We start from the raw sequence: 17,939 nt of genomic DNA on the forward strand, positions 1-17,939 counted from the left end.
CTCGTGATGACGCGAGAGAGGAGCGGGGTGAGCTCATGAAATGTGCCGGCATCCATATTCATCGTGCGATGGCATGCATGGGCGTGGTTGCCTGGTGCCTGTTGCTATCGCCGATGCTTCCGTCCACCGCTTTCGCCGGTTCCGCGGCGACATTTGACACCGCGCCCGCACGCGAAGCGCTGAAGCGTCTGCTGCCGCGTCACCAGTCGCAGATCGAACTGGTGACGCTGGGCGCCGAAGGTGGCGAGCGTTTCGAGGTCCGCGGCACGCCAGGGCACATCGAAGTGGCTGGCACCTCGCCGTCTGTACTGCTGACTGGCGTGGAGGCGTATCTCGAACGCGTACCCATGGTGAGCATCGGCTGGCCGGGCGACAGTCTGGATCGCCTGCCCAAGACCTTGCCGGCTCCGCCGCAGCCGCTCGAACACCACGCCGCGGTACCTGATCGTTTCGCCCTGAATGACGTCGACGACGGTTATTCCGACGCCTATCTCGACTGGCCGGGCTGGGAGCGCAAGCTCGATCGGCTGGCGCTGCGCGGTATCAATGAAGTGTTTATGCCGGTAGGCGCGGAGGAGGTTTACCGGCGCACCTTCCGCGAGTTCGGCTACAGCGACGACGCCTTGCGCGCATGGATTCCGGCGCCCGCCCACCAGCCATGGTGGTTATTGCAGAACATGTCGGCTTTCGGTGGACCGGTGTCGGCACATCAGTTCGAGCGGCGTGTAGCACTGGGCCGAAGAATCGTCGCGCGCCTGCGCGAGCTGGGCATGACGCCGGTGTTCCCTGGCTACTTCGGTACGGTGCCGCCGCAGCTGGTCGCACGCTATCCCGGAGTCGGCTTGGTGCCGCAGGGACAGTGGGTCGGCTTTCAGCGGCCGGACTGGCTCGATCCGCGTGAGCCGCTGTTTGCGCGGATCGCGGCGACGTTCTATCGGCATCAACGTGAGCTGTTCGGCGACAGCACCATGTTCAAGATGGATCTGCTGCACGAAGGTGGCCGTGCCGGCGAGGTGCCGGTGGGCGATGCCGCGCGCGGCGTGATGACGGCCTTGCAGGCCGCGCATCCGGGCGCGCGCTGGGTGATGCTTGGCTGGCAGCACAATCCGCCCAGGGCGGTGGTCGAAGCGGTGGATCGAAGTAAGTTGCTGGTGGTCGATGGGCTATCGGACCGCTACGACGGCATGGATCGCGAGAAGGATTGGCCGGGCGTGCCGTATGCCTTCGGCACTATTCCCAACTTCGGCGGACATACCACGCTGGGCGCGAACACTGCCGTGTGGGTACAACGCTTTGCGGCATGGCGCAGCAAAGCGGGCAGCGAGTTGCGCGGCATCGCCTATATGCCCGAGGGCAGCGGCACCGATCCCGCCGCGTTTGCGCTGTTCACCGCGTTGGCATGGCGACCCGAAGCACTCGATCTCGATCGCTGGTGGCCCGACTATGCGGCGAGCCGCTACGGCGGCGCCGATGCGCATGCCGCCGAGGCGTGGCGGATACTGGGCGGCACCGCGTTCGCGATGCCCTCTGGCGAGTGGTCGGAGGCGCAGGACAGTCTGTTCGCGGCCAGGCCGAGTCTGGAGGCACGCACAGCCGCTACCTGGTCACCGCGGGCGATGCGCTACGACGCCAGGCGTTTTGACGGCGCTGTTTGTGCATTGCTGAAGGTGGCGCCTGAACTGCGCGGGACATCGGCGTATCGTTACGATCTGGTCGATGTGACACGGCAGGCGATCAGCAATCGCGCGCGCAGCCTGCTGCCGCAGATCAAGGCAGCCTACGAAGCGAAGGACGCACCGCGCTTTCATGAATTGACGGCGCAATGGATGGGCGACATGGCTGCGCTCGACCGCCTGCTCGCCAGCGATCCGCATTTCCTGTTGGGCCGCTGGCTGATGAATGCGCGAGCCGCGGTGGGGAATGACGTTGAGCGCGCGCAGCTTGAATACGATCAGCGTTCGATCCTGGCCAGCTGGGGCGATCGCTCCGGTGCCGATGGCGGCGGCCTGCACGACTACGCCAATCGCGAATGGTCTGGCCTGGTCGGCGGTTTGTATGTGCAGCGTTGGCAGCGTTACTTCGCATCGCTGGGACAATCGCTGGCCGGACGGAAGCCGGCGGCGATCGACTGGTTTGCACTGGAGCAGGGCTGGGCGCGGTCGAGCGAAGCGTTGCCGACAGAGCCGCGCGGTGACGCGTGGCAACTTGCTCAAAACGTGGCGCGGCGACTAGGTATCTGCGCCGCAGACACCGTACAGTCGGACGTCCAACTTCCCTGATCCTGTTCCAAAGGAATCCCCGTGCAGCGACGAGATTTTCTGCGACTGACCGCTTTGTTTCCGCTGGGTGCCGCTAGCATGCGCCTGCTCGCGGCGGATGGTCGTGCTGTTGCACCGGTGGAGAAGATGCCAGATGGCCGGGCGCATCGGTTCGAGCTCTCCGCGCAGCAGTTCCTGCTCGATGGCCGGCCGTTCCAGATCCGCAGCGGCGAGATGCACCCGATGCGTATCCCACACGAGTATTGGCAGCACCGCATCCGCATGGCCAAGGCGATGGGGCTCAATACCATCGCGGTGTACATCATGTGGAACGCTCTGGAATCGGAGCCGGGCGTGTTCGATCTGAAGACCGGCAGCCGCGATTTCGTCCGCTTTATCCAGCTATGCCAGGAAGAGGGCATGTGGGTGTATCTGCGGCCAGGACCTTATGTGTGTGCGGAATGGGATTTCGGCGGACTGCCGCCGTATCTGCTACGCGAGAAAGACATCCGCGTGCGCCACAAGGATGACGCGCACTACATGCAGGCGGTGAAACGTTATCTGGATGCCATCGCACCGCACATCGCACCGCTGATGACCGCCAAAGGCGGCCCGATCCTGATGGTGCAGGTGGAAAACGAGTACGCGTCGTTCGGCAACGATCTGGACTACCTCAAACAGTTGCAGGCGATGTGGCGCGAGCGCGGGATCGAAGGGCCGTTCTCCATTTCCGACGGCCTTGGCCAGATCCAGAAAGAGAAAACCTATCTGCCGGGCACCGTCTTGGGTCTGGACGGCGATACGGATTTCGCCGCGGCGCAGGCGATTGCCGGCGAGGCACCGGTATGGGTGGGCGAGGGCTATCCCGGCTGGCTGACGCATTGGGGTGACAAGGATTTTCAGCGCGGCGATTACACCGACACCTTGCGCAAGCTGCTGGAGCAGGGGCGCTCGTTCAATCTGTACGTGGTGTACGGCGGCACCAACTTCGGGTTCACTGCCGGCGCCAATGCCAATGGCGACTATTCGAACTTCGAGCCGGTGATCACCAGTTACGACTACGGTGCGCCGATCAATGAAGCCGGTGAAGCGACGCCGGACTACCATCGCTTTCGCGCCCTGATTGGCGCACATGTCACGCATCCGCTGCCGGATGTGCCGGCCGCGCAGAAGTTGATGGCGTTTCCGGCAGCCATGGCCAGGCCATATGCGTCGCTTTGGGAGAACTTGCCTCCCGCGAAAGCGGTGGCCAGGCCGCAGGCCAACGAACTGTTGTTTGCGCAGGATCACGGCATGGTGCTGTACCGGAAGACGGTGCGTACTGGCGGCAAGCTCGCCATTGATGGCGTGCGTGATTACGCGACGGTGTTCAGCGGTGGCCGTTACCTCGACTACGTATCGCGCGTGCACAAGCCTGGTTTGCGCGAACAGCAACATGTGGCCGTGCCGGCGCCTGCGGGCGACGCGGGGAACGAGCTGGACATTCTGGTCGACAGCTTCGGTCACGTGGGTTATGGACAGGCAATGGCCGACCGCAAAGGCATCGTCGGTGGTGTCCAACTGGAAGGACGCGAGTTGCAGGACTGGCAGGCATACAGCCTGCCGCTGGACGAGCATTACGTTGCGGGTTTGAAACCGCTACAGATCAAACCGTCGCGACCCGGCGTGTTCTTCAAGGCGACGGTTACGCTGGATCGGGTCGCCGACAGCTATATCGACATGAGCGCCTGGGACAAGGGCTACGTGTGGGTCAACGGCCATTTGCTCGGCCGCTATTGGCGTATCGGCCCGCAGCAGCGTTTGTATTGCCCGGCGTCGTGGTTCAAGGCGGGGGACAATGAGGTGCTGGTGTTCGATCTGCATCGCACAGAGGTGGCTTCGATCCGAGGCTTTGAACACCTACATGGCTAACAGCACATCGTTGTAGGAACGCACCCTGTGCGCGACAAAAAGCGGGGCCACTGTGCAGCCCTTTCGCGCACAGGGTGCGCTCCTACAGTTCGACGTGCGCGCGTAGGGCGACGAAGCGCGCGGGGCCACGATCACGGTTGTAGCCGGGGTTGTGTATCAGCTGGAGGTCGGGGCTCAGGATGAAGTGTTTGCACACGGCGAAGCTGTAATAAGCCTCCAGGATCTGCTCGCGGCCATAGCGAAGTGCGCCGTCGCCCAATACGAATCCATTGCCGCCCATGGCGAGATAGTCGCGGTGGACAGAGGAGAGTTCGTTGATCGCGACGCCGATACTCAGATGGTCTTCGCCACGCCCCCAGTGCACACCGGAGAGCTGGAAGCCGCCGGTCAGGGTGCGATCCACTTCGGTAAAGGCAAACGATTCATTGCGTCCATCGTTCCAGCCTGCGCGCAGGAACAGGCCGGTGTCACCATGATCGGCCAGTGGCAGTTCGCCGTTGATGGCGAAGCCGTATTTGTGCCGGCCTGGCCGGTCGTCGACGCGGATATCCGGCGGGCTGCCGCTGGCCAGGGCCTTGGCGATGGCTTCACGGTAGATGCCCATGCGCGCCTGGTTCTGGAAAGCGAGCAATCGCAGTGCCCAGCCGTCCGCCTGTGGCTGCAGGGTCAGTTCGATCTGCTGGCCGCGCGCGTGGCGCAGCGAGCTTTCCAGCTTCTGGCCGTTGGCTTCGTAGGGCATGCGATAGATGCCGTAGCGCAGGCTCCAGCCTGGGTTGATCCAGCCAATCATCACGCCTTCGGTATAGCCGCGCGTGTCGGCGGCGAAGTCCCAGGTGGTGTTGTTGAATAGCGCCCAGTTCATGAACTGGGTGCGCGTGCTGTCGGCGTAGCGGTTCTTGTCGAAGTCGTCGTTGACGGCCATCTTGCCGATCTTTACTTCGATGCGGCGTGACGCCTCCTTGCCCGGCAGCTGATCCTGTGCGCGCTCGACATCGGCGGTTTCATCACCGAGCGGCAGCGCCCAGCGCAGATAGCGGCGCGCGACGTAGGGTGTTTTGCCGAGACTGGCTGTGCCGGAGCGAATGACGTCGCCGTTGGTCAGGCCACCCAGGCCGGTGGCATGGCTGACACCTTCGCCCTTGAACATCTCCACGTCGAAATAGAACTGCAGATGCGCCGGCAGCGCCACGCCAAAGTACGCGCCGAAAGTGTGCGAGCGCGCTGTGTCGCTGCGCGCGCGCAGGCTCTGCTCGCCGGCGTAGGGCGAGTGCAGGCTGTCTTGATGCTGGTCGACGAAGGTGTATTGCGCACCCAGCCACTGCGGCACGAACAAGGGCGTTTCGTCAGCTTTTGCCGCGCCCATCAGGGCGAGCAGGGCAGGCAACGTCAGCGTGGCGAACTTCTTCATCCGGTTCACTTTAATATTGGCCAAACAAAAGGCCGCACGATGGCGACCTTTTGTCTCAATCACATGACAGCTGCGATGGCTTAGCCGCCGCGCGAAGCCCTCTTACGATCGTTCTCGGTGAGGTGCTTCTTGCGCAGGCGGATCTCCTTGGGGGTGATCTCGACCAGCTCATCGTCGTCGATGAAGTCCAGTGCCTGTTCCAGCGAGAACTTGATGGCCGGGGTCAGCTGGATCGCATCGTCCTTGCCCGAGGCGCGCATATTGGTCAGCGGCTTGGGCTTGATCGCATTGACCGTGAGGTCGTTGTCCTTGGCGTGGATGCCGACCAGCTGGCCTTCATAGACCGAGTCGCCTTCCGCCGCGAACAGCTTGCCGCGGTCCTGCAGTGGGCCGAGCGAGTAGGCGGGGGTGGTGCCGCCGGCATTGGCGATCATCACGCCGTTGAGGCGCTTGGCGATCTGGCCATCTTCCTTCGGGCCGTAATGGTCGAACACGTGGAACAGCAGGCCCGAACCCTGGGTGAGGGTCTTGAACTGGTTCTGGAAGCCGATCAGGCCGCGCGCCGGGATCAAGTACTCAAGGCGCACGCGACCTTTGCCGTCCGGCTCCATGTTCTTGAGCTGGCCCTTGCGGATGCCGAGGCGCTCCATCACCGGACCCTGGTGATTTTCTTCGACGTCGACCACCAGCTGCTCGATCGGCTCCATCTTCTGGCCTTCGATCTCCTTGATGATGACTTCCGGACGCGACACGGCGAGCTCATAGCCTTCACGGCGCATGTTTTCGATCAGCACCGAGAGATGCAGTTCGCCGCGGCCCGAGACGAGGAATTTGTCGGCGTCGGAGCCTTCTTCGACGCGCAGGGCGACGTTGTGCACCTGCTCGCGCTCAAGACGGTCGCGGATCTGGCGGCTGGTCAGGAACTTGCCACCCGAGAGGTCCTTGTTGCCGGCGAACGGCGAATTGTTGACCTGGAAGGTCATGCTGATCATCGGTTCGTCGACGGTCAGGGCCGGCAGCGCTTCCGGCGTGTCCAGCGAGCAGATGGTGTCGGAAATGGTCAGCTCGGAGATGCCGGAGATGGCGACGATGTCACCCGCTTCGGCGCTGTCCTGCTCGATGCGCTCGAGACCGAGGAAGCCAAGCACCTGCAGCACCTTGCCCTGGCGCTTCTTGCCTTCGCGATTGATGATCGCGACCGGCATGTTCTTCTTCAGCGTGCCGCGCTGGATGCGGCCGATGCCGATGACGCCGACGAAGTTGTTGTAGTCCAGCTGGCTGATGCGCATCTGGAACGGGCCATCCGGATCCACTTCCGGCTTGGGCGCGTGGTCCATGATGGCCTGGTACAGCGGGGTCATGTCGCCTTCGCGCGCAGCGTCGTCGAGGCTGGCGTAGCCGTTCAGTGCCGAGGCGTAAACGATCGGGAAGTCCATCTGCTCAGCGGTAGCGCCGAGGCGATCGAACAGATCCCACACTTGGTCGACGACCCACTGCGGACGAGCGCCCGGGCGGTCGATCTTGTTGATGACGACGATCGGCTTGAAGCCCATCGCGAACGCCTTCTGCGTCACGAAGCGCGTCTGCGGCATCGGGCCGTCCATCGCGTCGACCAGGATCAGCACGGTGTCCACCATCGACAGCACGCGCTCCACCTCGCCGCCGAAGTCGGCGTGTCCGGGGGTGTCGACGATGTTGATGCGGTTGCCCTGCCAGGTGATGGCCGTGTTCTTGGCCAGGATCGTGATGCCACGCTCCTTTTCCTGGTCATTGCTGTCCATCACGCGTTCGGCCAGCACGGTGCGCTCGGAGAGCGTGCCGGACTGCTTCAGCAGCTGGTCGACGAGCGTGGTTTTGCCGTGGTCGACGTGGGCGACGATGGCGATATTGCGCAGATTTTCGATGGACATGGGATGGGCTCGGGCGGCCGAAGGGCCGTCGCGTGGTTTTCTCAAGGGCGAATCGGACGATTATACGGATTAATGTGACAGCTTGCTTGAATCAGGGGCTTCTCGTGGAAAAGGAGCGAAACGACTTCTGCTCCTGGACTCCCATCCGCTGCAGGGCAGGTCGGATGGGGAAGTCTCTGGCCGGTCTGTCCGCGGCCCTTACTTGGCCGGCTTGGCGTCCTCGACCTGATAGCCGGGGCCTTTGTGCTCGTCCACAGCATCCGCGGCTTTGCCGTCGCCGTGCCGGCACTCAGTTGGCAGGTATTTGTCCTCGACGCCCACGGCGTGGCAGCGCCAGGCCCATCCCTCGACCGCTCGCTCGGGCGCCAGCACCACGGTGCCGCCAGCCAGTTTGGCGCTGCCTGTATCGGCAAGGCTGAGTTCGATCGTGCCTTCGCCGATGGCCAGCGTGCCGGACCCATTCGCGTCCAGCCCGGCCTCCTTGTCATTCTTCGGCCAGCGGCCCTTGCGCTGATGGAATTCGAGTATGGCGGTCTTGGCCGGGGCCGCACTGGCGATGGCCTGAACGACCTGGCTGCGCAGTTTGTAGTCCTGGTAAGCGGGAACCGCCACCGCGGCCAGCACACCGGCGGTGGCGACGGCCATCATGCTGTTGGAGCCACTGGTCAGCATTTCGAGCGGACTCTGCTCGTAGGTCAGGCCCAGCGAGAGATCGTCCTGGCTAGCGTTGAGGCTCATGCCGATCACGCCATCGCGCGGCAGGTTGAGTGTGTGCGCTGCCGGCAACGACTGCAGGTCTACCGCGCCGCCGCTGGCGTCGTCGAGGTATTGCAGCAATTGCAGGTAGCTGTAATAAGCCTTGCGCTGCGCGTTGCGCGAGGTGGAGACGAAGCCGAGCAGGCTTTGCGCGCCAGGGTGGGCCTGAGCCTTCAGCCAGGTGTCCATGCGCGTATCCAGTTTGGCGGCGGCGCGATCGGCGAGCGCCTGGGGCAGCTTGCCGAAAATCAGATAGTCGCCGTCCTCGACCCAATACAGATGCGTGCCGAGGCGGCCCAGCAGTTCGAGCAGGGCACGCTGCTGCGGTGTGGTATCCGAGGACTGGCTGCCTGCGCTCTCGCGCAAGTGTTCGCCGATCTGATTGGGGATCCACAGCGAGTGCACCTGAGCACCTTCCATGGTGGCTACCTGGTAGGCCCAGTGCTTGGTTTTGGCGAGTTCCTGCAACCGCGTGTACAGGGCCTGGCGGTCGCGCACGCGCATGGCGGTATAGGTGCCGGCATCATCTTCGTAACCGACCAGCTCGGGCCCCACCCATTGGCTCAGCTCGGCCAAGTCGAAGCCCACGCTTTGTTTGAACTCCGCCATGGCTTTGCGGTAGGCGGCAGCGCGCTCGGCGCCGAAATCCAGCGTGAGGTTGTCTTCGAATGTTTTGATCTGTTCGGTGCCTGGCAGAGCCAGGCTCACCGCCCAGGAAGGTTTGCCCGCGACGTTGAAGTCAGGGGCGAATTGCTTCGGCGCCAGGTAGCCCAGCAGGCGGGCTTGCGGCGCATGCAGACGCAGTTGCAACTGGCCATGGCCGCCCGCCGTGCCCCAGCCGAAGGCGATGCTATCGGTCTTGGCGGTGAAATCGCCGGGCAGAGTGCCAACGTTGTCGGCGGGAATCGAGCTGGCGGCGACGCCGCCGATGCCGTGCGTGCTGACCCAGCCGAACAAGCCCTGGCCCGACGCGTCGATTTGCTGCTCCTGCTCGGCCACCTTGGCTACTACATCAGCGGCCTTGGGATTCTTCACTTCATCCAACAGCGCGTTCAGCGTGCCGCGATCGACGGCTCCGGCGTTTTGTGCGGAACGCGCCATAAGCACAAACAAGCGGCCGTTGGCAGCGTCGAAATGCAGCAATTCGCCGGAGGCCAGGGCGCCATCGCCCTTGGCGTCCAGCGGAGTGCTCAGGCGGAGCGTGTTGCCGAGTTGCGCGAAACGGGCGTTGAGCTTGGCGACGTCGCGCTGCTCCAGTTGCGTACTGGCCAGCAGCATGCTGCCGGGCGAGGGCATGCCCAGCGGATCGACCGCCACGATTTCCATCGGCGCGCGCAGATCCGACAGCAGGGCCAGCATGAAGGGCGCGGCGCCGGCATCGGCCAGCAGCTTGTCCTTGGCGATGGCTTCGCGCAGTGCGGCGACTGCCTTGAGGTGTTGCTCGCTGGCCAAAGCAGCGTCGAGCGGGCGCCCGTTCGGGACGGCGCCGAGCAGCCCCCACGGCGTGGGAATGCGCAGATAGCCTACCGTGCGCGCGGGCAGGTGCTGGCGCAGCCAGGCCGGTTGCGAAAGCTGTTCCTGCGCGCGGCTGATCGCGCCGGCATCGGCACTGGGAGTCTTGTCGCGATGGCAGGCGCCGAGCAGGGTGCAGGCGGCGAGGATGGCGGCGGGCAGAATGCGGCGCGGCAGATTCATTCCTTGAACTCCTAATTTCCTTGGATGATGAGTGCGGCTGCCGCTGATGCGGTGCCGGCGCAAGGCCCGGAATATAGCAAGCGGCCGATGGCAGCCGGTGCGGCTGCGACGACGAAAGTTTCCGCTGGGACGACGCGAGCGAACTCCGGCTGCGTATTAGACCGCCGTGCGCGCCTTGGTCACCCGGCTGGCGGTCTCTTTATGCAGCTGGGCGGCGAGCCAGGCGCCGGTAGCGATGAGCAGGTCAAGGTCGACGCCGGTATGGATGCCCATGCCGTGCAGCATGTAGACCACATCTTCGCTGGCGACATTGCCGGTGGCTCCCTTGGCATACGGGCAGCCGCCGGTGCCGGAGACGGCACTGTCGACAACGCGAACGCCTTCTTCGAGGCAGGCGAGGATGTTGGCGAGGGCCTGGCCGTAGGTGTCGTGGAAGTGGACGGCGAGGGCGCTCATCGGCACTTCCTGCGCAACCGCCTTCAGCATGGCGCGCGCCTTGGCGGGCGTGCCCACGCCGATGGTGTCGCCCAGCGAAACTTCATAGCAGCCGAGCTGATGCAGGCGATGCGCAACGCGCACCACGTCGGCAACGGGGACCTCGCCCTGATAGGGGCAGCCGAGCACGGTGGAAACATAACCGCGCACTTTCACGCCGTCGGTTTTCGCACGCTCAAGCACTGGCATGAAACGCTCGATGGATTCGTCGATCGAGGCGTTGATGTTCTTGCGGTTGAAGGCTTCCGACGCGGCGGTGAACACGGCGATCTCGCTGGCGCCGACCTCGCGTGCGCGCTGGTAGCCCTGCTCGTTGGGCACCAGCACCGGGTAGCTCACGCCCGGCACCTTGCGGATGCCGCGGAAGACGTCGGCGGCGTCGGCCAGTTGCGGCACCCATTTTGGGCTGACGAAGCTGGTGGCTTCGATGGTCTGCAGGCCGGTAGAGGAGAGGCGGTCGATCAGCGCGATCTTTACATCGGTTGGCAGCAGGGTCTTTTCGTTCTGCAGGCCGTCGCGGGCGCCGACTTCGACGATACGTACGTGGTTGTTGGTAGCGGTCATGATGGCGAGCCTGATATGACGTGTGGCATCAATTCATTGCGCGAAGCGCACCAGCACGGTGTCGGCCTCGACGAAATCGCCTTGCGCCGCGCTCACGGTTTCGATGGTGCCGGCGCGAGGGGCTTTCAATGCCAGCTCCATCTTCATGGCTTCCATCACCAGCAGTTCCTGGCCTTCCTCCACTGCATCGCCGGGTTTGGCTTTCACCAGCACGATGCGTCCGGGCATGGGCGCGATGATCTGATTGCCGCCGCTGCCTTGCTTGGATTCCCAGGCGAAGGCGGTGGCGCGCGCAAAGCTATGGCGATGGCCGTTGGCGTCATGCAGCAGTACGCGCTGGGCATCGGCATGCAGTGGCAGGCGCAGGGCTTCGCCGTTGAAGCGGGCGCTCAGGGTTTCGCCGTCGTGGCGTGCGCCGTGTACGTCACATGTGGCGTCGCCATGGTGCAGCTGATAGCGGCCGTCATGGCCGTGCGCTTCGATCTCGTAGCGCTGCTCGCGCAGCGACAACGCGATGATGCGTTTGCCGGCATGGCCGACGCGCCATGCGTCTGCGCTGCCCCACGGAGAGAATGGGTCAGTGCTGTGCCGGGTGCCGGTGACCACGGCGCACTCGTCATGCAGCAGTGCTGCCGTCGCGGCGGCGAACAGCACGGTATTGGACGGCGCCGCGTCGCCGGCGAGGAATTCGTCCAGGTGACGGTCAAGGTAGCCGGTATCGATGCGGCCTTCGACCACTGCCGGATGGCTGGCAAGACGTTCGAGGAAGGCGATGTTCGATTTCGGGCCGGCGATCTCGCATGCAGCCAGTGCTTCGCGCAGACGCTGCAACGCCTGCGTGCGATCCCGGTCGTACACGATGAGCTTGGCGATCATCGGATCGTAGAAAATGGTGACGGTGTCGCCTTCGATCACGCCACCGTCGATGCGTACGTGGCGCGATGGTGTAGGAAGTTGAAGGCGAAGCAGCTTGCCGGAGCCCGGCAGGAAGTTTTGGTCGGGATCCTCGGCGTAGAGGCGCACTTCGATGGCGTGGCCGTGGGCATGGACCTGCTCTTGTCGCAGCGGCAACGGTTCGCCGAAGGCGATACGCAGTTGCCATTCGACCAGATCGAGGCCGAGTGTTTCCTCGGTGACCGGATGCTCCACCTGCAGGCGTGTATTCATTTCCATAAAAAAGAATTCGCCGTCCTGGGCCACGATGAATTCCACCGTGCCGGCACCGACGTAGTTCACCGCTTGGGCGGCCGCCACGGCGGCGTCGCCCATGGCCTTACGCCGCTCGGGCGTGAGGAAGGGCGAGGGCGTTTCCTCGAGCACCTTCTGGTAGCGGCGCTGCGCCGAGCATTCGCGCTCGTTGAGATGGATCATGTTGCCGTGGCTGTCGCCGAACACCTGGAATTCGATGTGGCGCGGATGCTCCACGTAGCGCTCCAGGATCACTCGCGTATCGCCAAAGGCATTGGCGGCTTCGCGCTGCGCGGAAGCGAGTGCGTCGGCGAACTCCTTCTCGCTGCGCACGATGCGCATGCCCTTGCCGCCGCCGCCGGCCGCCGCTTTGATCATCAGCGGGAAGCCCGTGTGCCGCGCCTGTTCGGCGAGAAAGCCGGCGTCCTGGTTCTCGCCGTGATAGCCGGGCACCAGCGGCACGGCATGTTGTTCCATCAGCGCCTTGGCGGCGGCCTTGGAACCCATCGCGTCGATGCTTTCCGGGCGTGGGCCGATAAAGGCGATGCCGGCCTCGGTGCAGGCGCGTGCGAAAGCGGTGTTTTCGGAGAGGAAACCGTAGCCCGGATGGATGGCCTGTGCGCCGGAGCGTTTGGCCACGTCGAGGATGGCGTCGCTGCGCAGGTAGGAGTCGGCCGGGCGCGCGCCACCGATGGGCCACGCTTCGTCAGCGAGGCGCACGTGTTGGGCGTCGGCATCTGCTTCGGAGTAGACGGCGATGGTGTGGATGCCCAGGCGCCGGCAGGTGCGGATCACGCGGCAGGCGATTTCGCCTCGGTTGGCTATGAGGACGCGGTTGAACATGCGGGGGATCCGGGGGTGTTATGCAAAGTGCATAACGCTAGCAGATGGGGGAGGTGTAGCCGATGCGCGGCGCAGCAATCAGGGGTGGGTTTTGCTCGGTTTTCCCTTTGATGAGCCGTAGATAGTCGCTATGGGAGAGGGGAGGGGCGGTGCTTGCGACGCACTCACCTACTTCGTCATTCCGGCGCAGGCCGGAGGCGCACTTCAACAGCGAAGCTGGTCATCCAGTGGCGTTGTCGCTTCGGTTGTCGCGTCTGAGTGCCCTGGCTCGCCTGCCGCGGGCTTCCGACTCGCTGCCGCGAGCCGGGTCACTTTCTCTTTGCTGGCCCAAAGAGAAAAGTAACCAAAGAGAAATGGCCTGAGAGCAGGCGGTGTGCTTTGTAGCTGCGCCTTTTCCAGGGTCAGGCATCTGGATGGTTTTCTTCTCGGCCTGATCGTCCAGTACTCACCGCCGCGCTGAGCCATTGCTCCCTCCCCTGCTTGCAGGGGAGGGTTGGGGAGGGGTGTGGGTGCTCGAGATAGCGTCGTTGGCCGCTTGGCTTTTGTCTAAGGCTTTCCGCGCTTTATTCGCCTTCCCAATAATCCACCGACTCTCCCCTTCTCCCCACGGTGCGGAAGACTTGCGGCGTGCCGTCGGCTGCTGGCGCGAACTCCGCGATGACGCCGTATTTGCCGCTGTCGGGATACTCACAAACTTCCGGAGTTTGTTTGGTGCTGATGCTGAGGTAGCGCAGTTCTGCGTTGCTGGTGTTGATGATCTGGTGGGCGGTTTCGGGGCCGCCGGGTGGGCAGGCGATGATGTCGCCGGTGCGGATGGGGTAGCGGTCGTTGCCAATGCGGATTTCGCCTTCACCTTCGAGGATGAAGAACATTTCTTCGTTGAAGCGGTGGTTATGTAAGGGAAAGCCGCGTTTGCCGGGCGGGAGCACGGTGAGGTTGTAGCCGAGTTTCTGCGCGCCCAGGTTTTGCGAGATGCGCGCCACGTGCGGGCCGTAGCGTTCGGCGGCGGCGCCCGATGCGGCGAAGCCGGGAGGCAGGGGCTGTGGGTCGAGGGCGGCGATGTTGACGATGGGGTGGGGCATGGCGGGTCCTTTGGGGACTGGCTGGATTTATTCGGGCAGGTGGCAGACGGCTTCGATGTTGTGGCCGTCGGGGTCGAGCACGAACGCGGCGTAGTAGTTGGTGTGATAGTGCGGGCGCGGGCCAGGTGGGCCGTTGTCGGTGGCGCCTGCCGCGATGGCGGCGCGATGGAAGGCGTTCACTGCGGCACGGGTGGGCGCCACGAAGGCGACGTGCATGTTCGACAGTGGCGCGATCGGGTCGGCGCTGATCCAGAAACTGGGTTTGCCTTCCGTGCCGAAGCCTGCGTGCGAGCGGTCGCCGGTGGCTTCGGCGGTGACTTCCATGATCAAGGTGGCGCCGAGCGGAGCCAGTACCTTGGTGTAGAACGCCTTGCTGAGCGCGTAGTCGGAAATGCGTACACCGATATGGTCGAGCATGATGCCGCTCCGCGGTGAGGTGGAGCGGAATCATGCACCAAACGTATTACGCCGGCTTGTGCCAGCGGGGAGTGCGTTTGTCGAGGAAGGCGCCGAGACCTTCCTGGCCTTCAGCCGATACGCGCAGGCGCGCGATCAGTGCGGCGTTGTCGCGGTCGATCTGTTCGGCTTCCGCTTCGTTAATGCCGGCGACGCGCAGGGCCAGTTGCTTGGCTTCGGCCTGGGCGATGGGGCCGGCTTTGGCGAGTGCGCTCACGGTGGCTTCCACGGTTTCATCCAGCGCGTCTGCGGCGACGCATTGATGCAGCAGGCCGATGCGTTGCGCAGTTACGGCGTCGAACAGTTCGCCGGTGAGAAACAGTCGGCGCGCTTGGCGCAGGCCGATGGCGTGGATCACGTAGGGCGAGATCACGGCAGGTACCAGGCCGAGTTTGACTTCGGTCAGTCCGAACTTGGCGCTGTCCACGCTGATAGCGATATCGCAGCAGGCCACCAGTCCTACGCCGCCGCCATAGGCCGCGCCGTTGATACGCGCCACGGTGGGCTTGGGCAGGAATTGCAGGGTGCGCATCAGGCGCGCCAGGCGCAGTGAGTCTTCGCGGTTTTCCGCTTCGCTGGCCTTGGCCATGCCGCGCATCCAGTTGAGATCGGCGCCGGCGGAAAAACTTGCGCCTGCGCCGGTCAACACCACAACGCGCACGGCGGCGTCGTTGCCGGCTTCTTCCAGTGCCGTGGTGAGCTCGGCGATCAATCCGTCGTCGAAGGCGTTGTGCAGCTGCGGACGATTGAGCGTGATGGTGCGGACAGCGGCGCGGTCGGCGATCTGGAGGCTGGCGTACATGAGGATCTCTCTCGGTCGAGAGCCGCATGTTAAGGGATGCCGGGTGGGGCCCCGGTACTCCTTAGCTAACGCATCACCTATCGAACCGCTTTACTGTACAATGCGAACCATTCTTATTTGAGTGGTTGCCGTGCGACTGTCCGACCTGCCGAAAGGGGCGCCTGCCGTGGTGGACCGAGTGGACGATGCTCATGCTTCCGACCCGATTGCGCAGCGATTGCGCGACCTGGGTTTCGTTGAAGGCGAGCCGGTTCGCGTGGTTGCCCGCGGGCCGCTGGGTGCCGATCCGCTGTTGATCCAGATCGGCTCCACGCGCTTTGCCCTGCGACGCACCGAGGCAGAGCGCGTCACCGTGCGGATGGAGGTGGCATGAGCGCGAGCACACTGCGCATTGCCCTGGTTGGCAATCCCAATTGCGGCAAGACCGCGTTGTTCAATCAGCTCACCGGTGGCCGCCAGAAAGTGGCGAACTACGCCGGTGTGACGGTGGAGCGCAAGGAAGGCCGTTTCACCGCACCTTCCGGGCGCGTGCTGCATCTGCTCGATCTGCCGGGCACCTACAGTTTCGACGCGAACAGCCCGGACGAACAGATCACCCGCGATGTCTGCGAAGGTATTTATCCCGGTGAGCCCGCGCCTGATTTGATCGTCTGCGTGGCGGATGCCACCAACTTGCGCCTGCATCTGCGTTTCGTGCTGGAAGTGAAGCGCCTTGGCCGCCCCGTGGTGCTGGCGCTGAACATGATGGATACCGCACGTCGTCGCGGCATCGTGATCGATGTGCCGGAACTGCAGCGACGGCTCGGTTTGCCCGTGGTGGAAACCATCGCGGTGAAGCGCGGCGGTGCGAGGGCGTTGATCGAACGTGTGGATGGCGAAGTGCCGGTGGCCGCGCCAGCGCAGCCGGATGACGCTGCCAGTCGCGCCGATCTGCACGCAGAGGTGCGCGCCTTGCTTGCGGCGGCCGTCACCATGCCGCGCAGCACCGACGCCATCGATGATGCGCTCGATCGCTGGGCGCTGCATCCGGTGTTCGGCCTGGGCATTCTCGCGGTGCTGATGTTCCTGATCTTCCAGGCGGTGTTCTCCTGGGCCAAGCCGCTGATGGACGGCATCCAGGAAGGTATTACGGTACTGGGTGCATGGATGACGCAGGCACTGCCGGCGGACAGCGCGCTGCACAGCCTGCTCAACGACGGCATCTTCGCCGGCCTCGGCGCGGTGCTGGTGTTTCTGCCGCAGATCCTGATCCTGTTTTTGTTCATCCTCATCCTTGAGGAGTCCGGCTATCTGCCGCGCGCGGCGTTCCTGCTGGACAAGCTGATGTTCAAGGCGGGCCTGACCGGGCGCGCATTCATTCCGCTGCTATCGAGCTTCGCCTGCGCCATTCCCGGCATCATGGCCACGCGCAGCATCACCGATCCGCGCGACCGTCTCACCACCATTCTGGTAGCGCCGCTGATGACCTGCTCGGCGCGCCTGCCGGTGTATACGCTGCTGATCGCCGCGTTTATTCCGCAACGCACGGTGTGGGGCGTGTTCAATCTGCAGGGCGTGGTGCTGTTCACGCTGTATGTTGTCGGCATCGTCAGCGCGCTTACCGTGGCGTTCGTGATCAAGCGCTTCCGCAAGGACAAGAGCGAGCATGCGTTGCTAATGGAGTTGCCGTCGTATCGCTTGCCGCATGTGCGCGACGTGGCGCTGGGTTTGTGGGAGCGCGCCAAGATCTTCCTCAAGCGCGTGGGCGGCATCATTCTCGCGCTCACCGTGCTGTTGTGGTTCCTTTCCAGCTTCCCGGCACCGCCGGCAGGCGCGACGCAGCCGGTCATCGACTACAGCCTGGCCGGTCGCCTGGGTCACGCGTTGCACTACGTGTTCGCACCGATCGGTTTCAACTGGCAGATCTGCATCGCGCTGATTCCGGGTCTGGCTGCGCGCGAAGTGGCGGTGTCCGCGCTGGGCACGGTGTATGCGATGTCTGGTGCGGATGAGGCAGTCGCCAGCCAGCTCGGTCCGGTGATCGCGCATCAGTGGTCGCTGGCCACCGCGCTATCGCTGCTGGCTTGGTACGTGTTCGCGCCGCAGTGCATGTCGACGCTGGCGGTGATTCGCCGCGAGACCAACTCGTGGCGCAATGTGGCGATCACCGCGGGCTATCTGTTTGGGTTGGCTTATCTGGCCTCGCTGATTACCTATCAAGTCGCGGTGGCACTGACATGAGCACGTTCGCGCTGATCCAGGGCCTGATCATCGGTGTGCTGGTTGCTTTCAGCGCCGTCTACGCCCTTCGCAAACTGCTGCCCGGTGTGAGCACGCGCTGGATGGCGACCGCTTCCGCTTCGCTCAACAAGCCATGGCGCAAGCCCTGGCTGCGCGCGGTGGGGCGTTGGATGCAGCCTGCGCAGGCCACCGGCAATTGCGGCGATGGTTGCGGCACCTGCGGCAGTTGCGGGCCGCAACCGCCGGCTGCGGCGAAGCGGGATGTGCAGCCGCTGGAGTTTCGTTCGCGCTCGCGCTGAGCAGGCGTCTTTGTAGGAGCGCACCTTGTGCGCGAAACGGCCCGACAGGGCC

The 17,939-nt window shown here is 64.2% G+C and carries 13 protein-coding genes; 5 read left to right on the plus strand and 8 right to left on the minus strand.

Translation table 11 applies throughout. The features are described 5' to 3' along the window. Nucleotides 1–35 precede the first annotated feature (35 nt). Nucleotides 36–2,279 (plus strand): alpha-N-acetylglucosaminidase, encoded by a 2,244-nt coding sequence (locus BM338_RS18570; protein ID WP_255367375.1) that lies wholly within the window; start codon nt 36–38, stop codon nt 2,277–2,279. A gap of 21 nt (nt 2,280–2,300) precedes the next feature. Then, nucleotides 2,301–4,169: a beta-galactosidase gene (locus tag BM338_RS18575; RefSeq protein WP_090453621.1), complete on the plus strand. Its 1,869-nt coding sequence runs from the start codon at nt 2,301–2,303 to the stop codon at nt 4,167–4,169. An 82-nt stretch (nt 4,170–4,251) separates the two neighbouring features. On the opposite strand, the gene BM338_RS18580 is transcribed toward BM338_RS18575, so the two are convergent. The 8 genes from BM338_RS18580 to BM338_RS18615 all read right to left on the minus strand — a co-directional run bounded on the left by BM338_RS18580 (nt 4,252) and on the right by BM338_RS18615 (nt 15,368). Continuing rightward, the gene (locus BM338_RS18580; protein ID WP_090453623.1) at nt 4,252–5,577 is read right to left on the minus strand and encodes a carbohydrate porin; all 1,326 of its coding nucleotides are present in this window, start codon (nt 5,575–5,577) and stop codon (nt 4,252–4,254) included. 80 nt (nt 5,578–5,657) lie between these two features. Continuing rightward, nucleotides 5,658–7,487: a translational GTPase TypA gene (gene typA, locus BM338_RS18585; protein WP_090453625.1), complete on the minus strand. Its 1,830-nt coding sequence runs from the start codon at nt 7,485–7,487 to the stop codon at nt 5,658–5,660. Nucleotides 7,488–7,685: 198 nt separating this feature from the next. Next, complete coding sequence (locus tag BM338_RS18590; RefSeq protein ID WP_090453627.1) at nt 7,686–9,938, minus strand: pilin; 2,253 nt, start codon at nt 9,936–9,938, stop codon at nt 7,686–7,688. Between the two features lie 156 nt (nt 9,939–10,094). After that, on the minus strand, nt 10,095–10,997 hold the full coding sequence (locus tag BM338_RS18595; RefSeq protein ID WP_090453629.1) for a hydroxymethylglutaryl-CoA lyase: 903 nt from the start codon (nt 10,995–10,997) through the stop codon (nt 10,095–10,097). Nucleotides 10,998–11,030: 33 nt separating this feature from the next. Next, entirely contained in the window at nt 11,031–13,028 is a 1,998-nt protein-coding gene (locus BM338_RS18600; RefSeq protein WP_090453631.1) for an acetyl/propionyl/methylcrotonyl-CoA carboxylase subunit alpha, read from the minus strand. 563 nt (nt 13,029–13,591) lie between these two features. Continuing rightward, nucleotides 13,592–14,110, minus strand: a complete 519-nt coding sequence (locus BM338_RS18605; protein WP_090453633.1) for a cupin domain-containing protein — start codon at nt 14,108–14,110, stop codon at nt 13,592–13,594. Nucleotides 14,111–14,137: 27 nt separating this feature from the next. Continuing rightward, nucleotides 14,138–14,527, minus strand: a complete 390-nt coding sequence (locus BM338_RS18610) for a VOC family protein (RefSeq protein ID WP_090453635.1) — start codon at nt 14,525–14,527, stop codon at nt 14,138–14,140. 46 nt (nt 14,528–14,573) lie between these two features. Then, entirely contained in the window at nt 14,574–15,368 is a 795-nt protein-coding gene (locus BM338_RS18615; protein WP_090453637.1) for an enoyl-CoA hydratase/isomerase family protein, read from the minus strand. Nucleotides 15,369–15,498: 130 nt separating this feature from the next. Between BM338_RS18615 and BM338_RS18620 the strand changes: the two genes are divergently transcribed. From BM338_RS18620 to BM338_RS18630, 3 genes are read left to right on the plus strand one after another with little or no spacing between them, the layout of a single operon-like run. Then, nucleotides 15,499–15,741, plus strand: a complete 243-nt coding sequence (locus BM338_RS18620) for a FeoA family protein (RefSeq protein WP_090453639.1) — start codon at nt 15,499–15,501, stop codon at nt 15,739–15,741. Further along, nucleotides 15,738–17,588 carry a ferrous iron transport protein B gene (feoB, locus tag BM338_RS18625; RefSeq protein WP_090453641.1) on the plus strand — a complete coding sequence of 617 codons (1,851 nt, stop codon included), beginning with the start codon at nt 15,738–15,740 and terminating at the stop codon, nt 17,586–17,588. The genes BM338_RS18620 and feoB overlap by 4 nt, the downstream gene beginning before the upstream one ends. Then, complete coding sequence (locus BM338_RS18630; protein ID WP_090453643.1) at nt 17,585–17,887, plus strand: DUF6587 family protein; 303 nt, start codon at nt 17,585–17,587, stop codon at nt 17,885–17,887. The genes feoB and BM338_RS18630 overlap by 4 nt, the downstream gene beginning before the upstream one ends. Nucleotides 17,888–17,939 lie beyond the last annotated feature (52 nt).

The sequence above is a fragment of the Dyella sp. OK004 genome (assembly GCF_900114495.1).
Taxonomy (GTDB): Bacteria; Pseudomonadota; Gammaproteobacteria; order Xanthomonadales; family Rhodanobacteraceae; genus Dyella_D.

Excerpts from the sequence above, each read along its gene's own strand:
- BM338_RS18570 (WP_255367375.1), top strand. The coding sequence starts at position 36 with ATGAAATGTGCCGGCATCCATATTCATCGTGCGATGGCATGCATGGGC.
- BM338_RS18610 (WP_090453635.1), bottom strand. The coding sequence starts at position 14,527 with ATGCTCGACCATATCGGTGTACGCATTTCCGACTACGCGCTCAGCAAG.
- feoB (WP_090453641.1), top strand. The coding sequence starts at position 15,738 with ATGAGCGCGAGCACACTGCGCATTGCCCTGGTTGGCAATCCCAATTGC.
- BM338_RS18600 (WP_090453631.1), bottom strand. The coding sequence starts at position 13,028 with ATGTTCAACCGCGTCCTCATAGCCAACCGAGGCGAAATCGCCTGCCGC.
- BM338_RS18630 (WP_090453643.1), top strand. The coding sequence starts at position 17,585 with ATGAGCACGTTCGCGCTGATCCAGGGCCTGATCATCGGTGTGCTGGTT.
- BM338_RS18595 (WP_090453629.1), bottom strand. The coding sequence starts at position 10,997 with ATGACCGCTACCAACAACCACGTACGTATCGTCGAAGTCGGCGCCCGC.
- BM338_RS18580 (WP_090453623.1), bottom strand. The coding sequence starts at position 5,577 with ATGAAGAAGTTCGCCACGCTGACGTTGCCTGCCCTGCTCGCCCTGATG.
- BM338_RS18590 (WP_090453627.1), bottom strand. The coding sequence starts at position 9,938 with ATGAATCTGCCGCGCCGCATTCTGCCCGCCGCCATCCTCGCCGCCTGC.
- BM338_RS18615 (WP_090453637.1), bottom strand. The coding sequence starts at position 15,368 with ATGTACGCCAGCCTCCAGATCGCCGACCGCGCCGCTGTCCGCACCATC.
- typA (WP_090453625.1), bottom strand. The coding sequence starts at position 7,487 with ATGTCCATCGAAAATCTGCGCAATATCGCCATCGTCGCCCACGTCGAC.
- BM338_RS18605 (WP_090453633.1), bottom strand. The coding sequence starts at position 14,110 with ATGCCCCACCCCATCGTCAACATCGCCGCCCTCGACCCACAGCCCCTG.